Annotated in this window: 14 protein-coding genes and 1 tRNA gene; 6 read left to right on the top strand and 9 right to left on the bottom strand. The window is 71.3% G+C overall.

All coding sequences use genetic code 11. The annotated features are described in order from the left end of the window. Positions 1–1,032, bottom strand: coding sequence for a M48 family metallopeptidase (locus AB0C16_RS21075; protein ID WP_357685316.1), 1,032 nt, complete (start codon positions 1,030–1,032; stop codon positions 1–3). Between the two features lie 87 nt (positions 1,033–1,119). Between AB0C16_RS21075 and nadD the strand changes: the two genes are divergently transcribed. The 4 genes from nadD (at position 1,120) to AB0C16_RS21095 (ending at position 3,034) form a co-directional block, all read left to right on the top strand. Continuing rightward, on the top strand, positions 1,120–1,740 hold the full coding sequence (nadD, locus tag AB0C16_RS21080; RefSeq protein ID WP_357685318.1) for a nicotinate-nucleotide adenylyltransferase: 621 nt from the start codon (positions 1,120–1,122) through the stop codon (positions 1,738–1,740). 90 nt (positions 1,741–1,830) lie between these two features. Beyond that, positions 1,831–2,226 carry a ribosome silencing factor gene (gene rsfS / locus AB0C16_RS21085; RefSeq protein WP_357685319.1) on the top strand — a complete coding sequence of 132 codons (396 nt, stop codon included), beginning with the start codon at positions 1,831–1,833 and terminating at the stop codon, positions 2,224–2,226. Continuing rightward, positions 2,223–2,852 carry a histidine phosphatase family protein gene (locus AB0C16_RS21090; protein WP_357685321.1) on the top strand — a complete coding sequence of 210 codons (630 nt, stop codon included), beginning with the start codon at positions 2,223–2,225 and terminating at the stop codon, positions 2,850–2,852. Before rsfS ends, AB0C16_RS21090 begins: the two co-directional genes overlap by 4 nt. 109 nt (positions 2,853–2,961) lie before the next feature. Continuing rightward, positions 2,962–3,034: transfer RNA gene (locus AB0C16_RS21095), tRNA-Ala, on the top strand. A gap of 157 nt (positions 3,035–3,191) precedes the next feature. Here AB0C16_RS21095 and AB0C16_RS21100 read toward each other — a convergent pair. From AB0C16_RS21100 to AB0C16_RS21115, 4 genes are all read right to left on the bottom strand, one after another. Continuing rightward, the gene (locus AB0C16_RS21100; RefSeq protein ID WP_357685507.1) at positions 3,192–3,419 is read right to left on the bottom strand and encodes an arginase family protein; all 228 of its coding nucleotides are present in this window, start codon (positions 3,417–3,419) and stop codon (positions 3,192–3,194) included. 144 nt (positions 3,420–3,563) lie between these two features. Further along, positions 3,564–4,154: a TetR/AcrR family transcriptional regulator gene (locus AB0C16_RS21105; RefSeq protein ID WP_357685323.1), complete on the bottom strand. Its 591-nt coding sequence runs from the start codon at positions 4,152–4,154 to the stop codon at positions 3,564–3,566. A gap of 24 nt (positions 4,155–4,178) precedes the next feature. Continuing rightward, a complete protein-coding gene (locus tag AB0C16_RS21110) occupies positions 4,179–4,904 on the bottom strand; it encodes an ABC transporter ATP-binding protein (RefSeq protein WP_357685325.1) in 726 nt (241 codons plus the stop codon). Continuing rightward, positions 4,901–6,043 carry an ABC transporter permease gene (locus tag AB0C16_RS21115; protein WP_357685326.1) on the bottom strand — a complete coding sequence of 381 codons (1,143 nt, stop codon included), beginning with the start codon at positions 6,041–6,043 and terminating at the stop codon, positions 4,901–4,903. Before AB0C16_RS21115 ends, AB0C16_RS21110 begins: the two co-directional genes overlap by 4 nt. 196 nt (positions 6,044–6,239) lie before the next feature. Between AB0C16_RS21115 and AB0C16_RS21120 the strand changes: the two genes are divergently transcribed. Then, the gene (locus tag AB0C16_RS21120; protein WP_357685331.1) at positions 6,240–7,184 is read left to right on the top strand and encodes a GNAT family N-acetyltransferase; all 945 of its coding nucleotides are present in this window, start codon (positions 6,240–6,242) and stop codon (positions 7,182–7,184) included. Positions 7,185–7,270: 86 nt separating this feature from the next. Here AB0C16_RS21120 and AB0C16_RS21125 read toward each other — a convergent pair whose 3' ends face one another. Both AB0C16_RS21125 and AB0C16_RS21130 read right to left on the bottom strand, forming a co-directional pair. Next, complete coding sequence (locus tag AB0C16_RS21125) at positions 7,271–8,242, bottom strand: DUF2207 domain-containing protein (RefSeq protein WP_357685333.1); 972 nt, start codon at positions 8,240–8,242, stop codon at positions 7,271–7,273. Between the two features lie 94 nt (positions 8,243–8,336). After that, complete coding sequence (locus AB0C16_RS21130) at positions 8,337–9,323, bottom strand: YafY family protein (protein ID WP_357685335.1); 987 nt, start codon at positions 9,321–9,323, stop codon at positions 8,337–8,339. A gap of 46 nt (positions 9,324–9,369) precedes the next feature. Between AB0C16_RS21130 and AB0C16_RS21135 the strand changes: the two genes are divergently transcribed. Next, on the top strand, positions 9,370–9,822 hold the full coding sequence (locus tag AB0C16_RS21135) for a hypothetical protein (protein ID WP_357685337.1): 453 nt from the start codon (positions 9,370–9,372) through the stop codon (positions 9,820–9,822). Here AB0C16_RS21135 and AB0C16_RS21140 read toward each other — a convergent pair. Together AB0C16_RS21140 and nhaA are read right to left on the bottom strand one after the other, a co-directional pair. Further along, complete coding sequence (locus AB0C16_RS21140; RefSeq protein ID WP_357685339.1) at positions 9,800–10,621, bottom strand: hypothetical protein; 822 nt, start codon at positions 10,619–10,621, stop codon at positions 9,800–9,802. The two genes, AB0C16_RS21135 and AB0C16_RS21140, sit on opposite strands and share 23 nt — an antisense overlap. Before the next feature lie 161 nt (positions 10,622–10,782). Next, positions 10,783–12,612, bottom strand: a complete 1,830-nt coding sequence (gene nhaA / locus AB0C16_RS21145) for a Na+/H+ antiporter NhaA (RefSeq protein WP_357685341.1) — start codon at positions 12,610–12,612, stop codon at positions 10,783–10,785. Between the last annotated feature and the right edge of the window lie 9 nt (positions 12,613–12,621).

Consider the following 12,621-nt stretch of genomic DNA (forward strand, 5'->3'; position numbering starts at 1 on the left):
TCAGCCCTGGCCGCCGTCGCGGCGGGAGAAGCGGTTGAAGATGCGCTCGCCCGCGTTGACCGCGCCCTCGGCCACGTCGCGCAGCACCCCGATGAACGGGTCCTGCGACTGCGACCACGACTCACGGTAGGACTCGGCCGCCGCCTTGACCTCGTCGGTGACCCTGGCGTTGGAGTCGTCCTCCCTGCGCGGGTAGTCGCCGCCGAGGATGCGATCGTAGTCGCCGCCGCGGTGCCACTTGTCCAGCTCGGCCACGCGCACCACGGCGAACGGGTGCGTGGTGCCGAGCAGGTTGAGGACCTTGAGGAAGCCGTCGCGCAGATCGCCCGCGGTGTCGTACTCCTGGTACTGCTCCAGGAACGCCTCGATGTTCATCTCGTGGGTGTAGTCGCCGCCGGCGAGCTTCATCAGCGCACGCTTGGCCGCCTCGGGGTCCTGGCCGGTGAGCAGGCCGCCGCGGTCGGAGGACAGCTCGGACTTGCGATACCACTCCTCGAGCCCCGCGACGATCGCGCGCAGGCCGATGTAGCCGAGCGGGATCCAGGCGACGCGGGTGGCCAGGCGGGTGAGGATGTCGAGCATCGTCCGGTAGACCGCGTGACCCGACAGGATGTGGGAGGTCTCGTGGCCGATGACGAAGCGCTGCTCCTCTTCGTTCATGAGGTTGAGCAGGCCGGTGGTCACGACGATGAACGGATCGTCGAAGCCGATGGCCTTGGCCTGCACCTGGGAATCCTGCTGAACGTAGATCTCGGGGATCCGGTGCAGGTCGAGGATATAGGCGGCGTCGCGGCCCATGTCGTAGAGGGAGCGGAACTGGGTCTCGCTCACGCGCACGGCCGACGCGAGGTACATCAGGCGCAGCCGCCGCTCGCTGATCAGGCCGGACATCTGCTTGAGGACCGTGTCGAACCCACTCAGCTTACGCAGAGCGACCAGAGCCGACCGGTCTGCGGGATGTTCGTAAGCACGGGACGAGATGCCGGGCAGTTGGACGCGGTTGCGGTCCGGGGTGGTCGTCATGCCCGGCATGCTACGTCCGCAGGGGAAGGGATGCGCGTTCATCACCAAGGGGGGTGCCATCAGGTTGTGGCACGGCTTCCGCGTAAGGTCCGTTTCATGATGAACGCGCCTGGGGCTCAGGGGAAGCGACGCGTTGGTGTCATGGGCGGGACGTTCGATCCCATCCACCACGGCCACCTGGTCGCCGCCAGTGAAGTGGCCCATCACTTCGAACTCGACGAGGTCGTCTTCGTGCCCACGGGGCGGCCGTACCAGAAGGCGGAGCGCGAGGTGTCGGCGCCCGAGGACCGCTATCTGATGACCGTCATCGCGACCGCGTCGAACCCGCGTTTCTCCGTCAGCCGGGTCGACATCGACCGGCCTGGGCCGACCTTCACCATCGACACCCTGCGGGACGTCTCCGACATCTACGGGCCCGACTCCGAGCTCTACTTCATCACCGGAGCCGACGCGCTCGGCGCCATCCTTACCTGGCAGGACGCGGACGAACTATTCGAACTTGCCCATTTCGTCGGTTGCACCAGACCGGGGCACACCCTGCACGATCCCGGGCTGCCCGAGGGCAAGGTCACACTGCTCGAGATCCCGGCCCTGGCCATCTCGTCGTCCGAGTGCAGGCACCGCGTGGCCGAGGGGGAGCCGATCTGGTATCTGGTGCCCGACGGCATCGTCCAGTACATCAACAAGCGCGGTCTTTACCGCGCCGGGGGCGCCTAGGGGGTCGGAGTCGTGCGTGAGCTGTCCGAGCCGGGAAGGGTAGGCTCAGGACAAGGGCATGCTGCCGACACAGGAGGACAGACCCGCATCGTGACCGCATCTGAGAGAGCCGTCCAGCTGGTGCAGATCGCCGCAGAGGCCGCGGCAGACAAGCTGGCCGATGACATCCTCGCCTACGACGTGAGCGAGCAGCTCGTCATCACCGACGCGTTCCTGCTCTGCTCCGCCACGAACGACCGCCAGGTACGCGCCATCGTCGACGAGATCGAGGACAAACTGCGCACCGAGGCCGACGCCAAGCCGGTGCGCCGCGAGGGCGAGCGCGAAGGCCGCTGGGTGCTGCTCGACTACATCGACATCGTCGTGCACGTCCAGCACGAGGAGGACCGCACCTTCTACGCGCTCGAGCGGCTGTGGAAGGACTGCCCGGCCATCGCCCTGCCGGAGGGCGTGATGCAGGCCAACATCCAGCGGGCCCGCACTTGAGCAAGCGCATCGTCTGCCTTCGGCACGGCCAGACGCTTTGGAACGTCGAACAGCGCTTCCAGGGCCACTCCGACATCCCCCTCGACGAGACCGGCCTGGCACAGGCGACCAGGGCGGCCTCCCTGCTGGCGTCGCTGCGTCCGACCCTGATCGTCTCCTCCGACCTGCAACGGGCCAACGACACCGCGCTCGCGCTGGGCCGGATCGCCGGCCTGGACGTGCTGATCGACAAGGACTTCCGGGAGCGGGGCGGCGGGCTGTGGGAGGGGCTGACCCGCGAGGAGATCGCCGCCCGCTGGCCGTCCGAATACGTGGCCTGGGAGGCCCCCGACGGTGAGGCGGTCGGTGATGTCGCCTTGAGGGTCGCCGCCGCCATGCGCCGCTGGGCCTCACGGCTCGACGACGACGGCCTGCTGGTCATCGCCTCGCACGGCGCCGCGTTGCGGCTCGGCATCTGCGCGTTGCTCGGCCTGCCCGAGCAGCTCTGGCCGGCCCTCGGCGGGCTGGGCAACTGCTCGTGGTCGGTGTTGCAGGAGGGGCGCAAGGGATGGCGCCTGCTGGAGCACAACGCGGGCACGCTGCCGGAGCCCGTCAACAGCGACGACCGTCCCGAGGCCGTGGCCTGACGCCGTGCGCACGAGCCGAACACCGTGCGGCTCGTGCGATTAGGCGAATCCCGGGGTTGGTTATATGCTGCCGAGGCGCCGCTCGCGAGCACACTCGTGGCGGTGACCAGGGGCTATGGCGCAGTTGGTAGCGCGCCTCCATGGCATGGAGGAGGTCTGGGGTTCGAATCCCCATAGCTCCACGTTGACCGAGGGCTGGTAGCGAGCTTTGCTCGCTACCAGCCCTCTTCGACGTCGACAAGGACCGCCAGCCGCGGCCGCTTGCCCTGGACCGTCAGGTCGTCGAAGAACGGCGCGTCCGACACGAGCGCCGCGCGGCCGTTCCCCGCAGTGTCTCGTTCATCCCCGAAACGATGAACAGCGGCCCGACGTGGGGGTTGCGCAGCACGCTGCGGAAGCTGTCGAGCCGGTGGCTGCCGGGCCGGCCGGGGTGGCCGGGGTGGCCGGGGTGGCCGCTCCGGTGCCGGTCGCGTAGCCGAGCTCCAGCACGTCGACGTCCACGGTGACGTAGATCGCGCCGGTGCCGTCGCCGGGCGATCCGCGCCACTGCTCGATCACGGCGTCGATGCCCCGTCCGGCCCACCTGGCGGCCGGTGATGACGGTGGCGCCCTAGCCCAGCCCTAGCCCTCCGCCCACCGCCTGTGCATCTGGTACGCCGCACAACATCTGTCGAGCGGCCTCGTCCGGATGTAGCCGAGACCCGCGCCTCCTCAGGGCGCGGTCTCGCCCGCGGCACGCAGGAACGGCTCCAGCAGGGCCCGAGCGGAGTGCCAGGCGGTCTCCAGGTCGGTGCCGGACTCGATCAGGCGGGATCCGGCGAACACGATGGCGTTGATCATCTCCGCCGTCTCGGGCACCGCGGGGACGCCGAGCTCGCGCAGCGCCACCACGAGCGGCTCCAGCAGCCGCTGGTGCATGGCGCGGCTCTGCTCGGCGACCGTGTCGCCGGGGGCGACCTCCGCGAGGACCGTGGCCAGCGCGTGCTCACCCTCCGTGATGAGCTCGAAGTTGGTCAGCACGTAGGCGAGCACGCGGTCGGCGGGATTCGCGGCGGCGTCCATCGCGGCGGCGACCCGGGCCGACCAGCGGGGGAAGACGTCCTTCACCACCGCGTTGAGCAGGTCCTCGGCCGACCGGAAGTACTGGTAGAGGCTCGGCCGGGCGAGCCCGGCGCGAGCCGCGACACGGCCCAGCGTCGGAGGCCGCCCGGTCTCCGCGAGGAGCGCCCTGGCCGCGTCGAGCAGCGCCCGGTGCTGAGCCGCGCGATGCTCGGCGACGGTCGACGCCTGGATACGTGGCACCTGCCCTCCTCCACCATGGTCTGCCTACCCGGACAGTTTCCCATCCACCATCGACAGGACGCGGTCGCAGTGGCCGAGCACGTCGTGATCGTGCGTGACCATGATCGTCGCGACGGCGGACTCGTGCGTCTCGTGCGCGAGCAGCTTGACGATGTCGTCGCTGCGAGCGCGATCGAGCGCGGCGGTCGGCTCGTCGACCAGCAGCACGGCCGGCCGGGTGACGAGCGCGCGGGCGATGCCGACACGCTGGCGCTCGCCACCGGACAGGTGCTGGGGGCGGTGCCGGGCGCGGTGCGCCATGCCGACCCGTTCGAGCAGCGCGAGCGGCTCGTGACCGGCACTCGGACGCTTGCCCGCCACGTCGAGTGCGAAGCGGAGCTGGTCGACCGCGGTGAGTGCGGGGATGAGGTTGCCGGACTGGAAGACGAACCCGATCCTGTTCCGGCGGTGGCGCGCCTTCTCGCGCGAGCTCGCCCGGGTGATGTCGACGCCGTCGAGCAGGACGCGGCCGGAGTCGGGCGTGGTGAGCGCGCCCGCGACGGCGAGCAGGCTCGACTTGCCGGAACCGGACGGCCCGACGATGGCGACGAACTCGCCGGGCGTCACGGCGAGGCGCACGTCGTCGAGCGCGGTGACCGTGGCGTCGCCGTCGCCGAGGCGCAGGGTGACGCCCTCGACCAGCAGGCCGGCGCTCTCCGGGGTGCCGGCGCGGCGGGAGCCGGGTCGCGCGGACGTGGAGCGGCTGTTCATCGTTGCCCTCCCAGGGCTGCGAGCGGGTCGACGCGGACGATGCGGCCGACGGCCGCCGCGGCACCGGCGAGGCCGAGGCCGACGAGGAGCAGGGCGGCGAAGACGAGCGGGCCCGCCTCCAGCGCGAAGGGCATGGGGGTCGTGGTGAGCAGCGTGCCGCCGCCCACCCCCGCCAGGAAGCCCACGGCGGTGGACACGATCAGGATGATGGACGCCTGGATCATCGTGTCCCGCATGAGATAGCCGGTCGAGGCGCCCATGGCCCGGACGACGGCGAGTTCGTGCTTGCGCTGGATCGTCCACACGGTGAAGAACGTTCCGACGACGAGCGCGGAGATCGCGTACAGGAAGACCTGGATGAGCGTGAGCGTGGAGGTCTCGGCGGTGAAGCCGGGGGAGGCGCCGAAGGACTCCTCCAGCGTGAGGCTCGTGGTGCCCGCCCCGGCGTCGCCGCCGGGCAGGTCGATCCGAGCTCCGTCCCGCGCGCGCAGGGCGATGGCCGTGGCCTCCTCGTACGCGTCGGCGCGCACCTCGTCGCCCGGGCCCGCGCCCGCGTGCAGCTGCTGCCAGGTGCGCAGCGGCAGGTACGCCACGTCGACGTGCCCGAACGTGCGCTGATCGCCCGTGGTGCCGACGACCGTGAGCCGGGTGCCGAGGCGTTCGACGGTCAGAGTGTCGCCGATCGCCACGCCTTCGTCCAGGACGGTCTGGCTGACCACGATCCCGTCGGCGGCGCCGAGCCGGACGCCGGTGGAGACGGCGGGCGCGAGGAAGGAGCCGGGGTCCACGCCGAACAGGGCCAGGTCGATCGGCACCTGAGCGCCGCCGGCCGTGGTGGCCCTGGCGTTGATGAGCATGTTGCCGAACGGCGCGGCGTCGCCGACGTCGTCACGACTCTTCCACGCCTCGGCCTGTGCCACGTCGACCGTGCTGCGGGAGAAGGCGGAGTCGGTCTTGGTGCCCTCGGCGAAGGCGAACGCGGTGACGGGCAACCGCTGGAGTCCGGAGACGCCGTCGTTGACGAGTCCGGAGGAGAGGCCGGACAACAGGACGACGAGGATCGCGATGAGGGCGACGACTCCGCCCATCAGGCCGAAACGTGCGCGGGCGAAGACCAGCTCGCGCCAGGCCAGGAACATGGCACTCCTTCATGGGGACGGCGGACATGCGCCGCCGCTTGCCGACGCACCGTTGGCAAGATAGCAACACGTAGTTGGAAAGATGAAATTCCCGATCCACGCCCTTTACGCGCCCGCCGACGGCCCTGGTAGGGTCCCGAGCCGGATCGGCCGTGGCCCCGGCGGCGGGCCCGGATGCGTCGCGGGAGGGATGCCGATGGTCACTGTTCGCGGGTTCCGGGCGGGGGATGAGGACTGCCTGGTCGAGGCGTGGAACCGCAGCATGCCGGCCGATCCCACGACCTCCGGGTGGTTTCGCGACTGCGTGCTCCTCGACCCCAACTTCGACCCCGAGGGCCTGCGTGTGGCCGTCGTGGACGGCGCGGTCGCCGGCTGCGCCTACGCGGTGCGCAGGCTGACGCCGCTCGCGCCGGGCACCGGTCTGGAGCCGGAGACCGGCTGGATCCCCTACTTCTTCGTCGTTCCCGGGCATCGGGGGCGCGGGCTCGGCCGGCGGCTGCTCGGCGAGGCGCTCGGCTTCCTGGCCGAACGGGGCAGGACCACGGTCGACTTCGCCTCCTACACGCCCAACTACGTGCTGCCGGGCGCCGATCCGGTGCTCTACCCCGACGGGTTCGGGCTGCTGCGCCGGGCCGGGTTCGAGACGCTCCACTCGCCGGTGGCGATGGACCGCACCCTGGTCGGCTATGCCACGCCGGACGAGGCGCACCGGCTGCGGGCCGCGCGCGAGAGCGAGGGGTACGCCTTCCGCTCGCCGTCGGACGGTGAGTTGCCGGAGCTGATCCGCTTCGCGGCCGGCGGCTTCAACCCGGACTGGGGCGAGGCGATCAGGCGGCACGGAGATCCCGGACGGATGATTATCGCGAAAAATGATCGCATCGTGGGATTCGCCGTGTACGGCGCCTATCGCGGGATCCCCGAGAGGTTCGGGCCGTTCGGCGTCGATCCCGGGGAACGCGGCACCGGGCTCGGCAAGATCCTGCTCCACCTCACCATGACCAGGATGCGCGCCGAGGGGCTGCACTCGTCGTGGTTCCTGTGGACGGGGGAGGACAGCCCCGCGGCCGGGCTCTACGGCGCGGCCGGCTACGAGATCACCAGGCGGTTCCACGTCATGCGGCGGTCGGGGCTCACGCGGTGAGGGCCGCCCACCGCCGTTCGCGGTGGGTGGAGCACGGACAGGCGCCCAAACCCGTCCTGCGGGGACGTCCGGGAGCGTTCACGGGGTCATCGTTCATCCGGGAGGGCATCCCGATCGTGCGTGTTGTGGTGTTCGTCGGGGAGTCCGGTCCGGCGGATGCGGCCGACGGCCTGCGGTAACCGGCCGAGGATCATGATCACGGCGGTGGCGGCCGCCGCCAGGCCGCCGAAGCGCCACCAGGCCGGGCCGGCCTCCTCCTTCCCGGTCTGAGCGCAGGCCCCGCCTCCGGCGGCGGTCACGAGCCGGCCGCCCGAGCGGAGCGTCGCCAGGTCGGCCGCGCCGTCCGCGCCGTCCCTGCGCTGGACGTTCCGCGAGCCGAGCGGCGGCAGGTCGAGCCGCTCGCGCGGGAAGACCAGGTCGAGGGCCGCCGCGTGCCCACGGGGCACTCTCTGGGCGGTGGCCGTGGTGACCTGCCCGGCCTCGCCGACGCTCGTCGTCAGCCGCCTCGCGGGCTGCCCGAACGCCTCGTGCACCCCGCCGGCCGCCTGCTCCGTGCGGGGCAGCCGTACGGTGACCTCCAGGCGGTCGAGGTCGCGCGGCCAGTAGCGCCCCCACACGGGAAGGTGCAGGAACGCGTGCCGGTCGTAGGCGATGATCGCGTTCCGGAGCGTGTAGCCGAGCCGGAACGTCCGGGTAGTGCGCGGCGCGGCGGTGAAGTGCCAGACCACGCGGTGCGAGTGGGCGCAGGGCTGCTCGGTGTAGCCGCCGTCCGGGCCGTCGGCGCCCGGCTCGGCCACGCCACCACGCCGGTACGGCAGGGCGTCCTCGCTGACGGTGACGTCGCCGACGGTCACGTGGGCGGCCCGCGGGATGTCCACGTAGGCGCCGTGGCTCTCGGCGGTGAACGTGAATGTGTGCTCCTGCACCACGCTGACCGTGCCGTCGGCGTTGACCGTGGCGGTCACCGCCGTTCTGGGGAGGGTGTAGTGGGGTTCGGCGGCCAGGGGCGGCAGGACCCCCGTGACGGCGAGGACCCCGGTCATCGTGAGCGTTAGCACTGTTCGAGTCCCCCGAAACGGTCATGGATCTTCCGCGGGAGTCTGTACGGGAGGGCTTGCAGGCCGCTTGATCACCTTGATCGTCCGGCTCGGCTCAGTCGTCCTGTTCGCCGCGATAGAGCAGGACCAGCCGCTCGGCGGTGGCGAGCACCTGCCGGCGCAGCTCGGGCGGGGAGATCACCTCGACGTCGGCGCCCAGCCTGAGGAACTCGCCCACCGCGTGGTCGATCGACTCGATCGGCACCGTCGCCCGCGTCCAGCCCTCCTCGTCGGCCGGTTCGGCGCTGGCCTTCGCCGCCGCCACCACGCCGGGGGTCATCAGGTTCGCCAGGAGCCGCAGCCCGTCCGGCGACAGCCGCACCACCGCCTCGCCCCTGCGCAGCCGGGCCTCGAACTCCGCCAGGTAGGTCTGCCAGTAGGCCGCCAGGTCGAAGTCCGCGGGCCGGGCGAACCGTTCGGGCAGCGGCCGCAGGCGGAGGATCTGCGAGACCCGGTAGGTGCGCACCTGTTCACCGGAACGCGCCACCAGATACCATCGGCCCGCCTTGACGACCAGCCCGTACGGCTCCAGCCTCCGGTCCACCTCCTGGGGCGCCTTCCATCGGCGGTATCTGACCTGGAGCGGGCGCTCGTTCCACACGGCGTCGGCCACGGCGGGCAGGTGCGTGACCGGCTCCAGGTCCCGATACCAGGTGGGGGCGTCGAGGTGGAAGCGCTGCTGGATCCGGTCGGCCCGGTCGCGCAGCTCCACGGGCAGCGCGGCCATCAGCTTGAGCTGCGCGGCCGTCACCACCGCCCCCAGTCCCAGCTCGGCGGCGGGTCCCGGCAGCCCGGCGAGGAACAGCGACTCGGCCTCGTCGGGGGTCAGCCCGGTCAGCCTGGTGCGATAGCCGTCGAGCAGCTGGTAGCCGCCCTTCGGGCCCGCGTCGCCGTACAGGGGGATGCCGGCGGCGTGCAGCGACTCGACGTCGCGGTAGATCGTCCGGACCGAGACCTCGAGCCGCTCGGCGAGGGCCTGGGCGGTCATGCGGCCGCGCGTCTGCAGGAGCAGCAAGATCGAAACGAGGCGAGATGCGCGCATATTCACTGACATTACCTGTCAGTGACCCTGGCCTACGGTCTTGCTCATGAACGACTTCGACTTCCTCATCGGTACCTGGAACGTGGTCAACCGCCGGCTCGTCGAGCGGCTCGCCGGCTGCGACGAGTGGGACGAGTTCCCCGGCCGGTCCGTCATCACCCGCGCCTTCGACGGCGCCGCCAACTTCGACGAGATCGTCTTCCCGACCAAGGGCTACTCCGGGCTGACGCTCCGGATCTACAACCCGGCCACCGAGGAGTGGTCGATCTACTGGGCGAGCAGCGTCACTGGGGTGCTCGGCCTGCCGCCCATGGTCGGCCGCTTCGACGGGGATCGGGGTGAGTTCTACGCCGACGACACCGACGACGGGAAGCCGGTGCGCTGCCGCTTCGTCTGGACCGTCCTCGGCAAGGACGCCTGCCGGTGGGAGCAGGCCTTCTCGGTGGACGGCGAGCAGACCTGGGAGACGAACTGGATCATGGAGTTCGCGCGGGCGTGACGCTGTCCAGGATCGCGTCGAGTGCCTGGCGGGCCGCCTCGCCGTCGGGCACCGTGCTGCCGTAGACGTAGGAGATCGCGCCGCCGGCCTGCACGGCCACCACGCGGACGTAGGCGGGGTCCTGGCCGGCGCCGGCGAACACCACGCGGAACGACGCCGTCGCCGCGGGCAGGCCGCCGAGCTCCAGCATCCGCGTGCGCACGTCCTCCCTGCTGTCCACGGCGGGCAGCAGCCGCCGCGCCGTGTCCAGCGCGACGGATCCGGCCCTGGCCTGCAACTGCTCGGCGCTCAGCGTGGGTCCCTCCTCCCGGAAGGCGACCACGGTCGCGCCGCCGCGCGTGATGCCCGAGGTGAACGAAGGGTCGTCGGCCTTCGCCCAGCCCGGGGGGAGGAGGTAGGAGACCTGGGAGCGCGTGTCGGTGACGCGCGGCGGCCCCGCGGCCGTTCCCACCGGCTCGGCCGGCGCCTGGGCGCCGGTCTGGGCCCGCATCCACAGGATCGCGGCCACGGCCAGCGCCGCCACGAGCACCGCGATGCCGCCCACCACGATCGCCCACCACCAGCCGGATCTGGCGGGCCTGGCTTCGTACTGGGGAACGTCGGGCAGCATGTCGGGGGTGTAGGGCAGGCGCTGCGTGCCCGGTGGCTGCTGCCCGGGCGGGGCGGGGTGCGGCCAGCGGTGCCTGACGGTCCGGTTGGGATCGGGCTCCTGGGGGCCGGGACGCTCTGCGGTCGTGACTCCTCCGCTCCCTGAAGGGCGCGGCTTCTCGCTTCCTCGGCTGAGGGAGGCGACGGACAAGCCCTGCCCGATTCGAACACAAGGACCGTATCAGGCAAGCGATTCCCCTGACACGGGTAAACCCGGCACCTCGCCAGATCTGATGGATCCTCGAACACGGGCCGAGGTCATACGGGATTGTCCGCACCCGTACGGTACGCCCCGTCCAGCCGGAAGTTCGGTCAACTCCCGGAATCGGACTCGGTCGCGGCGACGCCGGGCTGGTTGCGGGCCTCCTCGACGGCCCGGGAGATCGACCCGAGGTCCAGCTTGCCCTGGTAGCGGACCCCGTTGACGAAGATCGTGGGCGTGCCCCGTGCCCCGCTCGCGTGGCCCGACGCCTCGTCCCCGGCGATCCGGGCGGTCTGCCGCGCGGGGTCGGGCCAGGGGTCCACGCCGAGCCGGCCGGCGTAGCGCGCCAGGTCGGCGTCGGTCAGGAAGCGCTGGTTGTCGAAGAGGATGTCGTGCATCTCCCAGAACTTTCCCTGCTCGGCGGCAGCCTCGGCGACCAGCGCCGCGGGGAAGGCCCTCGGGTGGATGGCGCGCAGCGGGAAATGCCGGAACACGACCCGCACGTCCCGGTGCCCGTCGAGCAGCTCGCGCAGGATCGGGTGCAGCCGGCCGCAGTAGGGGCACTCGAAGTCGCCGTACTCGACGATCGTCACCTTCGCCTTGACCGGCCCGCGCACGTGGTCGCCGGGGCCCACGGGGACGGTCAGCCGAACGGGCGGCTCCTCCTCCGGCTCGACGTCGGGCGGCGCGCACACCCCGCCCCTGTTCCAGGCCAGCCGGAAGATGATCCAGCCGGCCAGCGCCGACATCAGGGACCCGGCCAGGATGCCGATCTTGGCCTGGTTGTGCAGCGCGGTGTCATCGAAGGCCAGGTCGACGATGAACAGCGACACGGTGAAGCCGATGCCCGACACCGCCGCGCCGCCGAACAACTGCCCCCACACCAGGTTGCCCGGCAGCACGCCCCAGTTGAGCCGCAGCGGCAGCCAGGTGCCGAGCACGATGCCGGCGAACTTGCCGAACACCAGCCCGAGGGCCACACCGATCGCGATGGGCGAGGTCGCGGCCTGGCGCAGCGTCTCGGTGTCGAGCCGCACCCCGGCGTTGGCCAGCGCGAAGATCGGCACGATCACGTAGGCGCTCCACGGGTGGAGCCGTAGTTGCAGCCGTTCGTTGACCGAGACGGCCCTCTGCACCCGCCGCGTCACCTCCCGCGCCGCACGGGGGTTGGGGTCGTTGGTGAACTCGTGCACCGCCTCACCCGCGGCCAGCAGTTTGTACTCGCTCGGCGCGTACACGAAGACCAGCACGCCCAGCGCGATGCCGACCAGCGTGGGATGCACGCCGCTCTCCAGCGTCGCCAGCCACAGCCCGAACCCCAGCACGATGTACGCGGGCGCCCGCCAGATCTTCAGCCACCGCAACGTCAGGATCGCCGCCAGCAGCGCCGCGGCCATGAGCAGCGCGACGACGGACAGGCTCTCGGTGTAGAAGAGGGCGATGACGATGATCGCGAGCACGTCGTCCACGATCGCCAGCGTGAGCAGGAACGCCCGCAGCGGATCGGGGCACCTGGCCCCCACGATGGCGAGCAGCCCCAGCACGAAGGCCGTGTCGGTGGCGATCGGGATGCCCCACCCGCCCGCGCCGGGGCCGCCGGCGTTCAGGGCGAGATAGACCCCGGCGGGCAGCAGGATCCCGCCGAGCGCGGCGACGGCCGGGACGGCGATCAACCGCCGGTCCCTGAGCTGCCCCACCCGCACCTCGTAGGAGATCTCCAGGCCGATGAGGAAGAAGAAGATCACCATGAGGCCGTCGTTGACCCAGTGGCGCAGGTCCAACGAGAAGTCGGCGGTGCCGAACGACAGGCCCATCTGGGTGTGCCAGAAGGCGTCGTAGGTGTCGCCCCAGGGCGAGTTGGCCCACAGCAGAGCCAGCAGGGTCGCGCCCAGCAGGACGCTGGTGCTTCCCGCCTCGGTCCTGAAGAACGCCCGCAACATTCTCGAACC

Source organism: Nonomuraea sp. NPDC048916 (genome assembly GCF_040649575.1).
GTDB lineage: Bacteria > Actinomycetota > Actinomycetes > Streptosporangiales > Streptosporangiaceae > Nonomuraea.

Coding starts and splice junctions, on each gene's coding strand:
- AB0C16_RS21110 (WP_357685325.1), bottom strand. CDS start 4,904: ATGAACAGCCGCTCCACGTCCGCGCGACCCGGCTCCCGCCGCGCCGGC.
- AB0C16_RS21135 (WP_357685337.1), top strand. CDS start 9,370: ATGAACGACTTCGACTTCCTCATCGGTACCTGGAACGTGGTCAACCGC.
- AB0C16_RS21115 (WP_357685326.1), bottom strand. CDS start 6,043: ATGTTCCTGGCCTGGCGCGAGCTGGTCTTCGCCCGCGCACGTTTCGGC.
- AB0C16_RS21130 (WP_357685335.1), bottom strand. CDS start 9,323: ATGCGCGCATCTCGCCTCGTTTCGATCTTGCTGCTCCTGCAGACGCGC.
- AB0C16_RS21120 (WP_357685331.1), top strand. CDS start 6,240: ATGGTCACTGTTCGCGGGTTCCGGGCGGGGGATGAGGACTGCCTGGTC.
- nhaA (WP_357685341.1), bottom strand. CDS start 12,612: ATGTTGCGGGCGTTCTTCAGGACCGAGGCGGGAAGCACCAGCGTCCTG.
- nadD (WP_357685318.1), top strand. CDS start 1,120: ATGATGAACGCGCCTGGGGCTCAGGGGAAGCGACGCGTTGGTGTCATG.
- AB0C16_RS21075 (WP_357685316.1), bottom strand. CDS start 1,032: ATGCCGGGCATGACGACCACCCCGGACCGCAACCGCGTCCAACTGCCC.